This is a genomic window from Amycolatopsis orientalis DSM 40040 = KCTC 9412 (assembly GCF_000478275.1).
Lineage (GTDB): Bacteria > Actinomycetota > Actinomycetes > Mycobacteriales > Pseudonocardiaceae > Amycolatopsis > Amycolatopsis orientalis.
Genome location: NZ_ASJB01000070.1, coordinates 63,719 through 81,143, shown reverse-complemented (window position 1 = coordinate 81,143; position 17,425 = coordinate 63,719). Strand labels below are relative to the sequence as shown.

General features: G+C 70.1%; 12 protein-coding genes. 5 read left to right on the top strand and 7 right to left on the bottom strand.

The annotated features are described in order from the left end of the window. Positions 1-31 precede the first annotated feature (31 nt). The 3 genes from L324_RS25735 to L324_RS25725 all read right to left on the bottom strand — a co-directional run bounded on the left by L324_RS25735 (position 32) and on the right by L324_RS25725 (position 7,067). Positions 32-2,821: a beta-L-arabinofuranosidase domain-containing protein gene (locus tag L324_RS25735; protein ID WP_037313867.1), complete on the bottom strand. Its 2,790-nt coding sequence runs from the start codon at positions 2,819-2,821 to the stop codon at positions 32-34. Between the two features lie 219 nt (positions 2,822-3,040). After that, positions 3,041-3,994 carry a serine protein kinase RIO gene (locus L324_RS25730; RefSeq protein WP_037313866.1) on the bottom strand — a complete coding sequence of 318 codons (954 nt, stop codon included), beginning with the start codon at positions 3,992-3,994 and terminating at the stop codon, positions 3,041-3,043. Between the two features lie 247 nt (positions 3,995-4,241). Beyond that, positions 4,242-7,067 (bottom strand): ATP-binding protein, encoded by a 2,826-nt coding sequence (locus tag L324_RS25725; RefSeq protein WP_037313927.1) that lies wholly within the window; start codon positions 7,065-7,067, stop codon positions 4,242-4,244. A gap of 309 nt (positions 7,068-7,376) precedes the next feature. Between L324_RS25725 and L324_RS25720 the strand changes: the two genes are divergently transcribed. The 3 genes from L324_RS25720 to L324_RS25710 all read left to right on the top strand — a co-directional run bounded on the left by L324_RS25720 (position 7,377) and on the right by L324_RS25710 (position 11,695). Beyond that, on the top strand, positions 7,377-8,540 hold the full coding sequence (locus L324_RS25720; protein WP_037313864.1) for a S8 family peptidase: 1,164 nt from the start codon (positions 7,377-7,379) through the stop codon (positions 8,538-8,540). Continuing rightward, the gene (locus L324_RS25715; RefSeq protein ID WP_037313862.1) at positions 8,540-10,087 is read left to right on the top strand and encodes a S8 family peptidase; all 1,548 of its coding nucleotides are present in this window, start codon (positions 8,540-8,542) and stop codon (positions 10,085-10,087) included. Before L324_RS25720 ends, L324_RS25715 begins: the two co-directional genes overlap by 1 nt. Positions 10,088-10,162: 75 nt before the next feature. Next, positions 10,163-11,695, top strand: a complete 1,533-nt coding sequence (locus tag L324_RS25710; RefSeq protein WP_037313860.1) for a phytoene desaturase family protein — start codon at positions 10,163-10,165, stop codon at positions 11,693-11,695. Positions 11,696-11,748: 53 nt separating this feature from the next. On the opposite strand, the gene L324_RS25705 is transcribed toward L324_RS25710, so the two are convergent. Both L324_RS25705 and yaaA read right to left on the bottom strand, forming a co-directional pair. After that, entirely contained in the window at positions 11,749-13,200 is a 1,452-nt protein-coding gene (locus tag L324_RS25705; RefSeq protein ID WP_037313858.1) for a trypsin-like serine protease, read from the bottom strand. Between the two features lie 87 nt (positions 13,201-13,287). Beyond that, positions 13,288-14,043 (bottom strand): peroxide stress protein YaaA, encoded by a 756-nt coding sequence (yaaA, locus tag L324_RS25700; protein WP_037313926.1) that lies wholly within the window; start codon positions 14,041-14,043, stop codon positions 13,288-13,290. A 59-nt stretch (positions 14,044-14,102) separates the two neighbouring features. Here yaaA and L324_RS25695 point away from each other — a divergent pair, with 59 nt between their 5' ends. Together L324_RS25695 and L324_RS25690 are read left to right on the top strand one after the other, a co-directional pair. Beyond that, positions 14,103-15,071, top strand: coding sequence for a GNAT family N-acetyltransferase (locus L324_RS25695; RefSeq protein WP_037313856.1), 969 nt, complete (start codon positions 14,103-14,105; stop codon positions 15,069-15,071). A gap of 72 nt (positions 15,072-15,143) precedes the next feature. After that, on the top strand, positions 15,144-16,079 hold the full coding sequence (locus L324_RS25690; protein WP_037313854.1) for a hypothetical protein: 936 nt from the start codon (positions 15,144-15,146) through the stop codon (positions 16,077-16,079). 34 nt (positions 16,080-16,113) lie between these two features. Here the strand turns inward: L324_RS25690 and L324_RS25685 are convergent, their stop codons facing one another. Both L324_RS25685 and L324_RS25680 read right to left on the bottom strand, forming a co-directional pair. Then, complete coding sequence (locus L324_RS25685; RefSeq protein ID WP_037313852.1) at positions 16,114-17,016, bottom strand: 2-hydroxyacid dehydrogenase; 903 nt, start codon at positions 17,014-17,016, stop codon at positions 16,114-16,116. Positions 17,017-17,044: 28 nt separating this feature from the next. Next, a complete protein-coding gene (locus L324_RS25680; protein ID WP_037313850.1) occupies positions 17,045-17,401 on the bottom strand; it encodes a VOC family protein in 357 nt (118 codons plus the stop codon). Positions 17,402-17,425: the final 24 nt, after the last annotated feature.

Below are 17,425 nucleotides of genomic sequence, written 5' to 3'. Positions count from 1 at the left end.
AGAAGCTTTCATCGCAGTCGAAAAGCCTCGCTCACTTGGCGTAGGACGCCTGCCTGGCGGTGGTGACGACCTTCCGGGCGTCTTCGGCGCCGAGAAGCCCGGCGTCCCGCCAAGCGGTGGTCTTCGCCTGGACCTGACGGATCAGCGCGCCCTTGTCGGCGAACGGCGCCGCCGCCCAGATCTCGTCCAGCAGGGTCGTGCCGCCGGGCTTCACCGGGTTCGCCACACCCGAGTCGAGGGTGCCGAACACGATCGCGGGTTCGGCGCGCTGGAAGTAGACGTGCGTCGGATCCTCGGTCCCCTCGAAGAAGGGCGCCAGTTCGACGCCGTCGAGGGTGAAGTGCAGTGGCTTGCCCGCGACGGGTTTCAGCGTGGGCAGCAGATCGCCCGACAGCCCGGCGTTGCGGTACAGGCCGAACCGCAGGAACGTCGTGCGGGGATCGCGGGCCACTAGGGCGACCGGGCCGTAGAACAGGCTCTGGGTCGCCTGCGCGTCGGCCGCCTTCTCGACCCTGAGGCGGAACGGCGTGCGGATTTCGACGGTGTCGCCGTCCCGCCAGTCGCGCGAGAGCGGGAAGTAGGTGCCGGGCACGGCGGCCTGCCGCACCGGCTGCCCGTTGAGCAGGACCTCGAAGCCGCCCGTGCACCACGCGGGCACGCGCAGGCGCAACGTGAAGGCGGCCTTGCCGCGCACCGTGAGCGTCGACCTCTGCTCGTACGGGAAGGCGGTCCGCTGGGTGAGCACGATCCCTTTCTCGCGCCAGGACAGCGTCGACGGGCTGTAGAGGTTGACGTAGAGGGAGTTGCCGTCGGCGCCCTTGAGGTACACGGTGTCCTGGTACTTGGTCGCGCTCTCCATCCCGGTGCCTTCGCAGCAGGTCGTGCCCGCCTTCGGGGTGTAGTCCCGGACGTGGCCGGGGTTCAGCCCGATGAAGTAGGTGACCAAAGGCTTTTCCGCGTCCGCCTTGTCCTGTTTGGACCCGAGGACCTGGTTGTAGAGGGCGCGCTCGTAGTAGTCCATGTAGCGCGGATCCTGCTCGTGGCAGAACAGCATCCGGCCGAGTTTGAGCAGGTTGTACGCGCAACAGGTTTCGGCGGTCACGTCGGTGAGGGTTCCGGCGATGAGGCCGGGCGCCTTCCAGAACTCGCCGGTGCTCGTTCCGCCGATGGAGTACATGCGGGGCGGGACGACCATGCCCCAGAAGTTCCGGGCCGCGTCGAGGTAGCGCGCTTCGCCGGTTTCGTCGTGAAGCCGGACCAGTCCGGTGAGGATCGGGATGTGCTGGTTGGCGTGCAGGCCGGTGAGGATGTCTTCGCCCGCCACGCAGGAGTCGATCAGCCGGTCGAGATCGAAGAGCCGGGCCAGCGCGAGATGGTCCGGGGCGCCGGTGATCGCGTGCAGATCGCAGATCGCCTCGACGATGCCGCCGAATTCGCCGCTGGAGAACAGGCCCCACATGCGTTGCAGCGTGGTCTTCGGCAGTTTCGAGAGCCGCGAGTACATCCAGTCGCCCATACCGGACGCGAGATCGAGCGCGCGCTCGTCACCGGTGTTGGCGTGGGCGTCGAGCAGGCCGCGGAGGATCTTGTGCGCGGTGTAATAGGGCGCCCAGACCTTCGTGTAGTCGCTGCCCGTCATGGATTCGAGCGCGATGAACTGGGTTTCCGGGTAGGCGGCGAGGAAACCGGGGTGGCTCGGCCCGCCCCACGTGCGGCGCAGTCTCGCCGGTCCGGCGTGGCCGGACCGGTCCGCGAAGGTCCCCGTCGTCTCGGCGAAGGTGTACGACGCGAGGTCGCCGGTGGCGGACTCGTGCTGCAGCTTCGCGATCTCGTCGGCGCCGAGCGCTCGCGACCACAGGTTGGTCTCGCCGAACGCGCCCGCGAAGGCAGGGTCCGGATACAGCGAGCGGCCGAGCCAGTGGTTGCGCAAAGTGCCCAGTACGGCCGGATTCAGCGTCATCGAGGTGTTCCTGCCCGCCACGACACCGTTGACGTACAGCGTCCCGGTCGTTCCGGCGATGGTGACCGCGAGATGGCTCCAGGTGTTCAGCGGCAGGGCCGCCGAGCCGTCGATGGCCTGCTCCCGGCCGGCGCCGCCGTCGGTGATGGCGAACCGGGGGACACCGGAGGCGTTCCGTGCGGCGAGGTAGAGGTAGTGGTTCGTGTCGTCGCCGAAGTCGAACACCCTGGCCCACGCCGACGCGTGGGACGGCCGGACCCAGACCGAGACGGTGAGGTCGCGGGCGGTGGCCAGGACGGCGGGCGGGAGCTCGATGTACTGGGACGAACCGCGGACGTTGTCGACGCCCGAGCCGAACGGCCCGGACGCGGCCAGTCCGGTGGGGTCCTTCCGCAACGCCGCGCGGACTTCGGTGAGCGCGCCGATCATGGTGCGGATCTTGTCGGCGAAGACCGTCTCGCCGGTGCTGCCGTACGCCTGCGAAAGCATCGAGAGGAAGTGGCCCGTGTAGTGCCCGCGGAGGTTGCCGTTCGCCTCCCCGTCGAGGCCTTCCCAGCCGCCGGGCGCGACCGCGCCGAGGGTGGAAAGTCCCGCGTTGGCACGGAAAACCTGCAGCAGCCGGTTGACGTCGTAGCCCCGGCCGTAGGCGAGCATGAGCGCTCGCTTGGCGGCGAAGACGCCTTGCTGCAAGGTCACGTCGGCGAGCTGGAACGGCTGGACGGCCCAGCGCGCCGGGACCGCCGCGGCACTGGTGGGGGTGATGGCGGCGGTCGCTTGCGGCGCGGTGGCACTGACGGCGGGCACGGCGGTGGCGAGCGCCGCGGCGCGCAGCACGGTCCGGCGGCTGACGAGGGATTCCATGCGAGTCCTCACGTTCGATGAGTGTTAGCGCTAACATCTCGGGCCGGCGTGTGACCGGGAAATTCCGTTGGCGTGCCGGGGAAGTTACGGCGATCGCGGGACGAGCGTCAAGCCCCGAACGGCCCAAGCCCGCCCGCATCCAGAGGACGAAATGCGTGGGGGTGGGCGGCCCGGGATCGCATTTAGAGGACGAAATGCGATCCCGGGCTGCGGCGGCGGTCAGCGCAGGCCGGCGATCTCCCGCAGTTCCTCGATCAGCTCGGGGACGGCGGTCAGCCGCTCCGGCAGGCCTCGCGAGTGGAACCACGTGGCGATGTTCCGCACGTCCCGGGCGAGGAACTCCAGCCCGCCGGGGTTGGCCACGATGTCGACCACCTGGGGCAGGTCGATCACCATGATCCGCTCGCGGTGGACGAGCAGGTTGTACGCCGAGAGGTCGCCGTGCGCGAGCCCCTGCGTCGCCAGGAGTTCGAGCATCGCCGCGGTCTGGAACCACAGTTCCCGCAACTGCCCGGGCTCGGGCCGGACCTGCGCCAGACGCGGCGCGGCCGTCTCGCCGTCACCGAGGAACTCCAGCAGGATCTCGGTGCCGTCACGCTGCACCGGGTACGGCACCGGGGCGCCGACCGTCCAGAGCCTGCTCAGCGCGGTGAACTCGGCCACCGCCCATTGCTCGGCGATGAGGTTGCGGCCGAAGCTGCTGCGCGACTCCATGGCCCGCATTTCGCGGGACCGCCGCATCCGCCTGCCTTCGAGGTAGCCGGCGTCGCGGTGGAACAGCCGGTGTTCCCCGCTGCGGTACCGCTTGGCGGCCAGCACCGTGCCCTCGGTGTCGGGCAGGCCCCGCCGCACGAGATGGACGTCGGCCTCCTTGCCGGTCTTGAGGATGCCGAGTTCGGTGTCCACCGCCGCCAGTTCGGTGATCACCCAGTCCGGTCGCGGATGCGGGCCGTGTTCGGCTTCGTCCCAGGTGCTCCAGCGGTCGCCGCCACCGGGGATGGCGGTCTCGGTGTAGGCGTCTTCACGCAGCCGGGCGAGCCGGACACGTTCGGCCTCGGTGAGCCGTCCGCCGCGGGTGGGTTCGGGCTCGTCGTCGAACCGGGCACGCCGGGAACGGCGCGGACGGTCGGTCTTCTCAAAAGCGTGGGAATCTTCGAGATCGTGCTTGCGCACTGGTGGGTTCTCCTAGTCAGGGGTGCCCCACCGGGCGAGCGTCGTCGCTCAGCCTCGAGGGGCGAGTGGATGGGGGCGGCAAAGGCCCCGGACAGTCATCAGCACGAGGCACCTCCCAGTCGCATCCACCGGCACCCTCGGCCGGATCGCGCACGATCATGACGGACACCGTCCCGCGCCCGCAACCGAATTAAATCGAGGGGTCGTGAGTGGCAATGAGGGTTAGAACCGTCATTACCACTCACGACTACGCGGACCGCAGCCCCGCCAGTTCGCTCCTCGACCGCACCTTCAGCTTGCGCAGCACGCTCGCGACGTGCTGTTCCACCGTGCGCCGGGACAGGAACAGCACCTCGGCGATCTCCCTGTTCGTATGCCCGGCCGCCAGCAGCCGGGCGACGTCGCGTTCGCGCGGGGACAGTTCGTCGCCGTAGCCCCGGCGGCCGCGCCGGGAGGGGGCGACCGCGCCGGTGGACCGGAACGCGTGGCGGCAGCGCGCGGCGTCGCGGGTGGCGCCGAGCCGGTCGAACGCCTCCGCGAGCGCGGCGAAGGTCTCGGCGACGTCCTCGTTCACGGCGAGGCGGCACCGCGTGGCCCGTTCGGCGATCAGCGCCGCGTGATACGGCGCGGGGAGGGCGTCGAAACGGGTCCGCGCCTGCTCGAAGGCCCTGATCGCCTCGGCGTGGTCACCTCGCGAAGCCGCGATGAGCCCGCGGTTCGCGGCCAGCGCGGCGCGGGTCGACGGCGCGTCGAGGTCGCCGATCTCGCGTTCGAACTCGTCGGTCAGCGCCTGCGCCGCGGCGTCCCGTCCGGTGGCGCAGTACGCGTCGACGGCGGCCATCAGCAGATCGGCGCCCCAGGCCCAGACACCCTTGGCGCGCAAGAGTTCCAGCCCCTTCTCGGCCTGCGCGACGGCTGCCTCGCCGAGGTCCTGCGCGAGCAGCATGCCCGCCATCCCGGCGTGCGCGGCGATGGCGACCGGGGTGAACGCGTTCTCCGGCTGGTCCGCCGCGGTTCCGGCGAACCTGGCCGCGGCTTCGTCCCATTCGCCGCGGGCGGCGGCGAGCAGGCCCAGCACCAGACACAGTTCGCTGGTCACCGGCAGGAGGTCGCGGTACTCGTCGATCAGCGCGTCCGCCCGTTCGGCGAGCCCGTCCCAGTTCCCGGTGAGCCAGTCGGTGTGGACCGCCGTCGCACGCGCCGTGCTGACGACGTACGGCGCGCCGCAGTCGGCGGCCAGCTGCATCCCGCTGCGCAGCAGGCTTCTGGCGCGCCGGTGGTGGCCCGTCCAGGCGCAGGCGTCGGCGCCGTTGCAGTGCAGCCGCGCCAGATGCCGCTGTTCGTCGGCCGAACCGACGCTGGTGGGCGCCCGGTCAAGCATGGCCCAGCCGCGCGCGTCCCCGATGTGCAGCCTCGACGCCACGTTGTTGGCCATCAGGATGATCCTCAGCCGCTGGTCGGTGGCCCGTTCGATCAGCCCGTCCACCCGGTCCATCCAGCGCCGGTGCTCCCGCAGCGGGGTCGCGCCGACCCAGGGCTGCGCGAGTACCCCCATCCCGCGTCCGGCGAGGTCGGGCCGGTCGGCCAGGTCGTTGACGGCGATCTCGATCTCGGTCCTCGCCGCCTCCAGTCCGCCCGCCTGGCGGACCAGCAGGAGCCCGAGCCCCAGCCGGACCTCGCCGCTCAGCCGTCCGGACAGCCTGCCGTCGGTGAGCAGCTTTTCCAGTGCGGGGACGACTTCGGCCTGGGCGAGGCCGTTGCACGCCACCGAACTGAACTTGACCGCCAGTCTGTCCACATCGGACGGTTGCAGGCCCGGTTCGTTGAGCAGGGTGCGGAGCAGATCCGTCGCCGTGGCGAGGTCGCCGACCGTCGACGCCTGATCGGCGGCCGCCTCGCCGTACTTCAGCGCTCCGGCCCGGTCTCCCGCCTTGCGGCAGTGTTCGGCGAGCCGCACCAGCGACTGCGGGAGACGATCGCGCAGGAGCCGGGCGGCGCGCCGGTGCAGTTCCTGCCGATCGGGTCCGGGAATGGCGCGGTAGACGGCGCGCTGGGCGAGTGTGTGCCGGAAGCCGTACTCACCTTCGCCGGTCTCCACCAGGACGTTGCGTTCGAGCGCGAGGATCAGCGCGCGGTGGGCGCGTTCGGGGGTGAGCGCGGCCGCGGCGGTCAGCAGGTCCGGAGTGGATGGTGTGCCGAGGACGGCGGCCGCCTCGGTGATCCGCCGGGCGGCGGACGGCAGCGCGGCGAGGCGTTCGAGCGTGGCTTCCCGCAGCAGTGGCGGGACTTCGACCGCGTCGAGCAGACGCCGCGCGGTCGCGCCGTCGGCGTGCGAAGCGCCCTCGATACCGGCGAGCGCGTGCGCGACCTCCTCGACCACGAACGGGATCCCCGCGGTCCGCTCGTGCAGCCGCGCGGCGAACTCCGCCGAGACGTTCGCCTCGCCGAGCAGGGCCGATACCAGGGCCTGGACGCCGTCGCGGTCGAGCGGGCGGAGCGTGACGAGGACGTGCTCGGTGCCGGGCGCGGGCCGGAAGGCGCTGCCGAGCGGGATGCCGCCGGGTGTCTCCTCGCGCCGATAGGTGAGCAGGAGGGTCAATCCGGCGGGCGGATCGGTCATCAGGAACCGCAGCAGACGGCGGGAGCCGTCGTCCGCCCAGTGGAGGTCTTCGATGAGCAGGACATGCGGTCCCAGCGAGCCGAGCAGTTCCCGGACGGCGCGGAAGAGCCGGTGCCGTTCGGCCCTCGGGTCGCCGAGCCGGGGTGGCGGCTGGGGCAGGAAGGCCGCGAGCTCCGGCAGGTAGGGACCGAGAACACCGGTCACGGGATTGAGCTCGTGTGGCGGGCGGATGTCCTTCAGCGCGTCGAAGACCACGCCGTACGGGAAGGGCTCCCGCAACGGCTGGCAGCTTCCGGAAAGGACCGGGCGCCCGGCGAGTTCGGGGCAGGCCAGCAGTTCGGTGGCGAGCCGGGTCTTGCCCACGCCGGCTTCGCCTTCGAGCATGATCACCGACGGCGAGCGCATCGCGCCGTCGAGGAGTACGCGTAGTTCAGCATCACGGCCGACGAGCACCGGCGAACTCGTCCCGCGTCGGCATCCACCGATCACCATGCCGGGTCACCCCCGCTTCACGAACCACACCGTTCGAGTGAACGCAGCTTAAGCGCGTGCTCAGTGCTCACGGAACCCGCTCGGACGGTCACGGAACTTTCGTAGGGACGGGGGAAATCCCTATTAGATACGTAGTCCTACGGACCGTTGCCTCGCTTGTTCGCGCAGGTCCCGCCACCCGAAAGTGATTCCACAGTGACTGCTCGTCACGGCGCCGGCCCGGACCCTTGCCGGTGCGAACCACCTGTTCGAGTGAACGGAGCTCAGGAAATGCGTGGAGAACTTCGACGTCACCGGATCGCGGGCGCGGTGCTCACCGGGGCCGCCGTCGCGGCTTCCGTGGCTTTCGCCGGACCGGCCACGGCCGCCGAGGGGCAGATCCGCGGCGCAGGCGTGCCGGGCGCGGTCACGGACGGGTACATCGTCTCGCTGAAGAGCGGCGACGCCGGCCTCGCGGCCCAGTACGGCGGTCAGGTGAAGGCGACCTACACCGCCGCGCTGAACGGCTTCTCGGCCAAGATGACCGAGGCGCAGGCCAAACGGCTCGCCGCCGACCCCCGGGTCGACTTCGTCCAGCAGGACGCGGTCGCCCACATGACCGGCACCCAGACCGACCCGACCTGGGGTCTCGACCGGATCGACCAGAAGAATCTGCCGCTGGACAGGAAGTACACCTACCCGAACGACGGTGCCGGGGCCACGGTCTACGTCCTCGACACCGGCGTCGACTACCGCCAGACCGAGTTCGGCGGCCGCGCGACCAGCGGTTACGACTTCATCGACAACGACAGCGACGCCCGTGACTGCCAGGGTCACGGCACGCACGTCGCCGGAACCGTCGGCAGTGCCACCTACGGCGTGGCCAAGGGCGTCAAGATCGTCTCGGTCCGCGTGCTGAACTGCCAGGGCAGCGGCCAGTACTCGCAGATCATCAGCGGGATCGACTGGGTGGTGAAGAACGCCAAGGGCCCGTCGGTGCTCACCATGAGCCTGGGCGGACCGGCCGACTCCGGGGTGGACGCCGCCGTGCGCCGCGCCGTCTCGGCAGGCATCACCAACACGGTGGCCTCGGGGAATTCCAACACGGACGCCTGCTCCACCAGCCCGGCCCGGGTGCGTGAGGCCATCACCGTCAACGCCACCCAGAGCGACGACCGCCGGTCCTCGTTCTCGAACTACGGCAGCTGCACCGACATCTTCGCGCCGGGGACCGGCATCACCTCGCTGCGCAACGGCGGTGGCACCCAGCAGATGAGCGGCACCTCGATGGCGACGCCGCATGTCGCCGGCGCGGCCGCGATCTACCTGACCTCGCACCCGTCGGCGACCCCGTCCGCCGTCGCGACCGGCCTGGCCAACGCCGCCACCAACGGTGTCGTGACCAGCCCGGGTTCCGGTTCGACCAACAAGCTGCTGAACGTGGCGGGTCTCTGATGCGCCGCGGCGTACGGGTCGGCCTGGTGGCCGTCGCGGCCACCGCGCTGACGGCGCTCGCCGCCGGGAACTCTCTCGCCGAACAGGCGGAAGGCGTTGTCCTGCAGGCGAACCAGCATTACGGGGACCAGTACATCGTGGTGCTCCACGACGTCGGCACCCTGGCGGTCGAGCAGTCCTCGGCATCGCTGACCGGCCGCTACGGCGGTCAGGTCCGGTCGGCTTACAAGAACGTGCTCCGCGGGTTCTCCGTCAAGGGCATGTCCGAGCAGCAGGCAAGGCGGCTCGCGGCCGACCCGGCGGTCAAGGCGGTCTACCAGGACGGCACCGCGCGTGCGGTCGGCACGCAGACCAACCCGACCTGGGGCCTCGACCGCGTCGACCAGAAGAACCTGCCACTGGACAAGAGCTTCACCTACCCGAACACGGGTGAGGGTGTCACCGCGTACGACCTCGACACCGGGATCAACCCGGAGAACCCGGAGTACGAGGGGCGCGCGTCCATCGGCAAGGACTTCGTGGGCGGCAACGGGAAGGACTGCAACGGGCACGGCAGTCACACCGCGGGCACCATCGGCAGCAAGACCTACGGCGTGGCCAAGAAGGTCAAGCTCGTCGGGCTGAAAGTGCTCGGCAACGACTGTTCGGGCAACGGTCCGGACTCCGCCATCGTCGACGCGGCCGAATGGCTGACCGCGAACGGCACCAAACCGGCGGTGGCGAACCTGAGCCTGCGGATGGACCAGGTCGGGCTCGGCGACGACGTCATCAAGAAGTCCATCGCGGCGGGCTTCGTCTACGCGGTGGCGGCGGGCAACGAGAACCAGAACGCCTGCAACGTCAGCCCGGCCCGCGTTCCCGAGGCGATCACGGTCGGCGCCTCGGACCAGAGTGACAACAAGTCCTCGTTCTCCAACCACAGTTCGTGCGTGGACATCTTCGCCCCTGGCAGCAACATCACGTCGCTGTCCACTTCGAACGGTGGTTCGGCGAACATGAGCGGGACGTCGATGGCCACGCCGCATGTGGCCGGGGCGGCAGCGCTGTACCTCGCCGCCAACGCCGGTGCCACCGCGCAGCAGACGCGGGACGCGCTGGTGAACAACGCCTCCGACGGCGTGCTCAAGGGACTGCCGTCCGGCACGGTGAACAAACTGCTGAACGTGTCGTTCATCGGTGGCGGCGGACCCGCGCCGACGTGCGGGGCCAAGTCGAACACCACACCGGTGTCCATTCCGGACGCGGGCGACGCGGTGACCAGTTCGGTGACGCAGGAAGGCTGCGACGGCAAGGCGTCGGCGACGCTGCCGGTCAAGGTCGACATCGCGCACACCTACACCGGTGACCTGGCGATCGACCTGATCGGGCCGAGTGGCGCGGTGTTCGGCCTCAAGCAAGCGGGAGGGATCGGCGAGGCGACCGGCGTGCACACGTCGTACACGGTGAACGCCTCGTCCGAACCGGCGAACGGGACCTGGAAGCTGCGGGTCCGCGACGTTTACCGGTTCGACAGCGGGACGATCGAAGGATTCTCCATCACCTTCTGAGTCCTTGCGAACGGCGGCGCGCCGCGGTCACGATGACCGCGGCGCACTGTCGTTTCGTGGATCGGGAGGAACCGGATGGAGTCCTACGACGCCGTGGTCGTCGGTGGCGGGCACAACGGCCTGGTGGCGGCCGCCTATCTGGCCAGGGCGGGCCGCTCGGTGCTGGTGCTGGAACGCCGCGACGAGGTCGGCGGGGCCGCGGTCTCGTTCCGCGCCTTCCCCGGCGTCGACGTCCGGCTTTCGCGGTACTCGTACCTGGTGAGCCTGCTGCCGCGCAAGATCATCGCGGACCTCGGCCTCAAGTTGGAGCTGCGACGGCGGCGGATGTCGTCCTACACGCCTGTCGGCGACGGAGGTCTCCTTGTCGACACGGGCGACGACGGCCGGACGGCGGCGTCGTTCTCCGAGCTCACCGGGTCCACAAAGGACTTCGAGGCGTGGCAACGGTTCTACGCGATGACCGCCGGGGTCGCCGAGCGGACCTTCCCGACGTTGACCGAACCGCTGCTCTCCAGGGAGGAACTGCGTTCGGGCATCGAGCCGGCCGCCTGGGACGCGCTGTTCGAACGGCCGATCGCGGAAACGCTCACCGGGATGTTCGGCGACGACACCGTCCGCGGCGTCGTCCTGACCGACGCCCTGATCGGGACCTTCGCCGACGCCGGGGATTTCCGGCAGAACCTTTGCCTGCTGTACCACGTGATCGGCAACGGGACCGGCGACTGGGACGTCCCGGTCGGCGGGATGGGCGCGGTGACCGGTGCGCTCGTGTCCGCCGCGCGCGCCGCCGGGGCCCGGCTGGTGACCGGCGCCGAGGTGCTGTCCCTCGATCCGGACGGCTCGGTGCGCTATCGGCTCGGTGACGAAGAACGCGGCGTGCGCGGCGGGCACGTGCTGGCGAACGTCGCGCCGCGGACGCTCGCGCGGTTGCTGGGGGAGGAGCCGCCGGAGGCGCCGGAAGGCGCGCAGCTCAAGGTGAACATGGTGCTGTCGCGGCTGCCGCGGCTGCGTGATCCGGGTGTCGACCCGCGCGAGGCGTTCGGGGGCACCTTCCACGTCAACGAAGGCTATGAGCAGCTGGCGACGGCGTACGCCGAGGCCGCCGCGGGCAGGATCCCGTCGCTGCCACCGTGTGAGATCTACTGCCACTCGCTGACCGACCCGTCGATCCTCGGTCCGGCCGAACGCTCCGCCGGCGTGCAGACGCTGACGCTGTTCGGGCTGCACATGCCCGCGCGGTTGTTCGAGGGCCGTGGCGACGCCGCGCGCGAGGAGGCGCTACGGGCGACGTTGTCCTCTTTGGACAGTGTGCTGGCCGAGCCGATCGAAGACTGCGTGCTGCGCGCACCGGACGGGCGGTTGTGCGTCGAGGCGAAGACGCCCTTGGACCTCGAAGCCGAACTGGGCCTGCCCGCGGGACACATCTTCCATCGCGATCTGTCGTGGCCTTACGCGGCCGATGCCGCGCAGGTGGGGCGGTGGGGTGTCGAGACGGCACACGAGCGGGTGCTGCTCTGCGGCGCCGGGGCCGTGCGGGGCGGCGGTGTCTCCGGTATCCCTGGGCACAATGCCGCCATGGCGGTGCTTTCGCCGTCCGGAGTGTCATAAGGGGTCCCCATAGGACGAAATTCGTCCTATGGGGACCCCTTATGACACGCGTGCTACTGGACGGTGAGGGTGTAGACGGCACTGGAGGTCTTGCCCGCAGAGTCCGTCGCGGTGACGGTCACCGGGTAGGTGCCGCGCTGGAAGGGCGCGACCACCTGCATGGTCGAGCTACCACCGCTCGAGATCGTCTGTGGGTTGAAGAACGGGGCGAACGGAAGGCCCTGCCCGGACGCCGACAGTTTGATCGTGCCCGTGCCGCCAGTGGCGGAAACGGTGACGTTGCTGAAGAAGCCGGGCTGGGAGGTCCCGCTGGTGGGGCTCAGGCTCACCTTGAGTTCACCGGGCTGAGGCCCGCCGGCGCCGACGGTCAGCGTCAGGTTCGTGGTCGCGGTGTCGGCGGTGCCCTTACCCGAGATCGTGACCGTGTAGTCCTTTTCGGCCGTCCCGGCGGGCACCTCGATGCTCACCTTGGCCGACTCGCCCGAGTTGATGGACGTGGGCTGGAAGGTCGCCGTCGCGCCCTCCGGAAGACCGGACGCGCTCAGCTCGACCTTTTCCGCGCCGTTCTTGCCGGGCTTGCTGGTCACCGTGGCCGAAACGTACTTGCCCGGCTCGACCTTCAGCGAGGACGGCGTCACGGCGAGGGAGAACTTCTCCGGGTTCTGCGGCTCACCGATCTGCTGCTTGACCCAGTCGCCCATGTCGTTGTTGAGCCTGCCGTACACGCTGTACCACTTGAAGTCGCTGCGGCTCCACGACGCGACGCCGACGACCTTTCCGTCCACGATGAGCGGCCCGCCGCTGTCGCCCGGCAGGATCGTGACGTGGCCGTCGCTGTAGCCACTGCAGATCATCGTGGCTTCCTGGAAGCCCGCGCCGACACCGCTGCAGTTGCTGCCCTGCACGATCGGCAGGGTGAACTTGTGCAGTTCGACGTTGCGGGTGTCGTCGTTGAAGTCCTTCTTGCCGTAGCCGAGTCCCAGTCCGGACTTGCCCGGCTTGTTCAGCTCCGTGTCGGCCGACGTCGCGACCTTCGCGTACTGGCCGCCCGGCACCGGGATATCGGCGTCCGTGGTGACCACCGCGACGTCGTAACCCTGGTCGAAGTTGACGTACTTCGGGTGGGTGTCGTAGCTGACGACGCCGACCCTCGTCCCGCCACCGGCGTTGAGATCGTCCAGTCCGTAAAGGAAACTCTTCTCCCCGGACGCGGCCTTGCAGTGCGCGGCGATCAGGATCTTGCGCGGCGCGACGACCGAACCGGTGCAGGTCTGTCCCTGCGGCCTCGTCCCGCCTTCGCGAAGACCCGCGATGATGAACGGGTAGTCCCTGACGGAGGCGGGGGTGCCGCCGATGGAGTTCGTATGCAGTCCGCCGGGGACGACCGCTTGATCCGTCGGGGTGACGGCGGTCAGGGGCGCGGCGGCCGCGGGCGCGGGCAGGAGGACCGAGAGGCAGCCGAGGGTGGCGGTGGCGATCCCCAGAAGCCGTTGTCTTCTGTTCACGGTTGTTCCTTTCCAGATGGCTGGAAATCACTTTCCGCAGGTACGCCTCGCGGAACAACCGAGGAAGAAGCCCGTAGGGGTACGGAACTAATGCACTCCGTCCCCGGTGAGCAGCTCCAGACTGTGGTCGCCGGTGCGCTCGACGTCGAGGCCCGCCTTCGACAGCACCCGGATCAGCTGCTCCACAGTGGACGGCTCGCTGCGGGACTTCACCAGTTCGGCGGCCAGTCTTCCCTTGTACGCCTTGTTGAAGTGACTCACCGTGGTCCGGTTGCCCTTCGCGTCCTCGGTCACGACGCGGACGGTCACCGCGTCCGGCCGGAGCTTCGCGAGCGCCGAGTAGGTCCCGGAGCGCAGGTCGACGACCAGCCCCTCGATTCCCTGGAGCACCGGTTCGAGCACCGGCTTCCAGACACTGCGGACGGTCCCGAGCGACGGCAGCGCGTTCCCGCCGGAGAGCCGGTACGCGGGGATCGGGTCGGTCGCCGCGACCACACCGAAGAGCGCCGACGCGACGGCGAGGCGGTTCTCGGCCTTCGCCAGGGTCGCCTTGGTGAACGATTTGACGTCGAGCGCGTCGTAGAGCACCCCGGTGTAGCGGCGCAGCGCGGGCATCGTGGGCGAGGACCACAGGTCGGCGTTGCGGGCCACCTCGTCGGCCTGCCGCGGCGTGATGCCGAGCGCGGTGATGCTGGCGGGGACGTCGCCCGCCAGATCGGCCAGCGCGTCGGCCAGCTTCGCCCTGGTCGGGTTCAGTTCCGGGAACGACAGCGCGCCGAGGTCCAGCGGCGCGCCGGTGCCGCCGGCGGCCTTGGTTTCGGAAGGGGGGAGCAGCACGAGCACCACGGAAGCGTAACTAAATGGAGTGCGTCACCCGGAGGCGCGGGCTTAGCCTCCTCCGCATGAGCCTGACCTGGCGGCCGCTGACCATGGACGATATGCCGCGCCTGGCGGAGACCTTCGCCGAAGCGGAGCGCGTCGAGCCGATCGACGAGCACTACAGCGCGGAGGACCTCGCCGAAGAGATCTCTTCGCCCAACGTCGACCTGCCCACCGCGACCATCAGCGCCTGGGACGGCGGCACGCTGGTCGCCTACGGTCTGCTCAGGCGGCGTGACGCGGCGAATCCGGCGCATATGGTGCGGGTCGAGACGCTCGTCCATCCCGGTTACCGCGACGACGCGATCGCCGCGCGTCTCACCGGCTGGTTCGAGGAGGCGGGCAAGCGGATCCACGCGAAGTCCTTCCCGGACGCGCCGCTGGAACTGCACGCCGCCGCCAACACCAAGCAACGCTGGCTCTCGGGCGTGCTCGTGGCCTCCGGATACGAGCACGCCCGGTGGTTCGTCGACATGCGTGCCGACCTCGCGTCGATCCCGCCGGTCGAACCGCTGCCCGAAGAGTTCCCGCTCGTCACGTACGAGGACAAGTACGAGGAGCTCACGCTGCGGTCCCGCAACGAGACGTTCGCGGACCACTGGGGGAGTACGGCACAGTCCCCGGAGGCTTGGCGGCATCTCGTGGTCGGCGCCAAGGACTTCCAGCCGGACCTTTCGTTCCTGCTGCTGAGCCCGGACAGGGACAAGGTGGTCGCGATGGTGCTGAGCGCCTTCTTCGCCTCCGATGAGGCCGCCACGGGCGTGAAGGACCTGTACGTCAGCCACGTCGCGACCGACGCGGGCCTCCGCGGCCGCGGGATCGCGGGCGCGCTGCTCGGGCACACGCTCGTCAAAGCGAAGGCCAAGGGCTTCCAGCGGGCCTCCCTCAACGTCGACCAGGACAACACCCACCGCGCCCTCGGTGTCTACGAACGGGTCGGGTTCAGCGAGCATCAGCGCTGGGCCGGGTACGTGAAGCCCGTCCCGACCTGACCGCTTGTCACCCGAAAGGGTGGATTTCGGTAGAGTCGATCCTCTCTGAGAGATCGCGGGGGTGGTAGGGCGTTGCCGGTTTCCGCACGCCTCGGCTGGCATGACCTGCCGTCGGCGACGCGTGACGCCGTGGAGCGTGAGCTCGGGTCGGTGGTGCGCCGCACGCTGTGGCAGACCCCGGAATTCGACGGCGGTGTCGCCGCGAGGCTCGAACTCGAACGTGGTCGCCGCTGGATCTTCCTGAAGGCGATCCCCGCGAACAGCCCGCGTGCGGGCGGCTACCGGACGGAAGCCGCCCTCGCGCGGCAGCTGCCCGCGGAAGCGCCCACCCCGCAACTCCTGTCCTTTGTGGACAGCGACTGGCTGGTGCTCGCGTTCGCCGATTTCGACGGGACCCGGCCGAACCTGCGCCCGGGATCGCCGGACCTCTCCGCCGTGCTGGCCACCTTCGGCGCGCTCGGGCGCACGCTCACGCCGTGCCCGTTGCCCGACGTCCCGGACGCCCTCGACGATCTCGGACCGCTCCTGCGCGGCTGGCACGAACTCGCGAAGGAGCCGCCGGACGACCTCGACGGCTGGGCCGTCCGCAATCTTGACCGGCTCGTCCAGCTGGAGTCGTCCTGGCATCCCTGGGCGGCCGGGGACACGTTGCTGCACAACGACATCCAGCCCGAATACCTGGTACGGACCGGCAGCGGCCGGGTTCTCGTCACCAACTGGCGTTATCCGGCCAGGGGCGCGGGCTGGCTCGACCTGGTCGCGCTCGTCCCGTACCTGCTCGACGCCGGGCACGAACCCGCCGACGTCGACCGCCTGCTGCGGCGGCGCCCCGTGCTCACCGGCATCCCGGTCTGGGCGGTCACCGCGTTCGGCGTCGCCTTGGCTGGGCACGCCGAACGTGCCTGCCGGTTACCGGAACCACCCGCGACGACCGGGGTCCGCGCGGCACAACGCCGTCTCGCCGCGGGCATGCGTGCCTGGCTCGCCTACCGCACGCACTGGCACTAGCCGACGAACCGCATCCAGAGGACGAAATGCGAGGTCAGGAGACCACGTTCAGCGGCTCTTCCCCGGCGGCGTACCGGCGCAGCTGCTCGGTGACCAGCCGTTTCGCGCGCGGGTAGAACGACGCCGACCCACCAGCGATATGCGGCGTGATGACCACCCCGGGCGCCGTCCACAGTGGATGCCCGGCGGGCAGCGGCTCCGGCTCGACGACGTCCAGCGCCGCGCGCAACCGCCCGGCGACGGTCTCCGCCGTGAGCGCGGCGGTGTCGATCGCCGAGCCCCGCCCGACGTTCACCACCAGAGCACCGTCCGGCAGTGCCGCGAGTTCGGCGGCGCCGAGCAGCCCCATGGTCGCCGGCGTCTCGGGCAGGATCAGGACCACGATGTCGGCGGACGGCAGCAGCTCCGCCAGTTCACCGACACCGTGCACCGCCTCCGCGGGCCGTGCCCGGCTCGCAACCCTGGTCACGACCGCTTCGGCCGCGAGGAGCTGCCGCTCGATGGCCTGGCCGATCGAGCCGTACCCGACCAGCAGGACGCGGCTGTCGGCCAGCGAGCGCGTGTGCTCGCGCTCCCACGACCCCGCCGCCTGCTGCGCGAACCAGCGCGGAAGATCCCGCTGAGCGGCGTGGATCAGGGCGAGCGCGTGCTCGGCCACGCTGAGGTCGTGCAGGCCACGGCCGTTGGCCAGCTTCACCCCCGCCGGCACCAGCGGGAGCAGCTTTTCCACCCCGGCCGAAAGCGACTGCACGAGCTTCAGCGACGGGAGCCTGTCGAGCAGCTTCGTCGGCTCCGCTCCGGAGTCGTACGGCAGCACGTAGAACTCGACGTCGCCGAGATCGCCGTCCGGCAGCGGGCCGGTGCCGTCGTACAGCCGGGCACTCAGGCCCTCGGGCAGTGCGAGGTCGGACCAGGGCAGGATGGCGCGCTCCGTCATAGCGCCATTCTGACCATCGCGACCCGGCTCAGCCCTGATGGGTGGCGACGCAGAACTCGTTGCCCACGGGATCGGCCAGCACCGTCCAGGTCATCCCCGGCATCTCGTGCACGTCCAGCTTCGTGGCACCCAAACCGATCAGACGCTCCACCTCCTTCTCCATGTCGTCGGTACCGAAGTCCATGTGGACCCGGTTCTTGCCGGCGCGTTCCTCCGGTACCCGCTGGAACGCGAACACCGGCGCGCTCCCCACCGCGGGGCGCAGGATCAGGAACTCGCCGTCGTAGTCCTGGTCCACCTCCACCCCGAGCGCCTTCGTCCAGAACGCCGCCAGCCCTCGCGGATCGGCGCAGTCGATCGTGATCATGCCCAGTTCGATGCCCATACCCGGCAAGCTAGCGGCACCCAC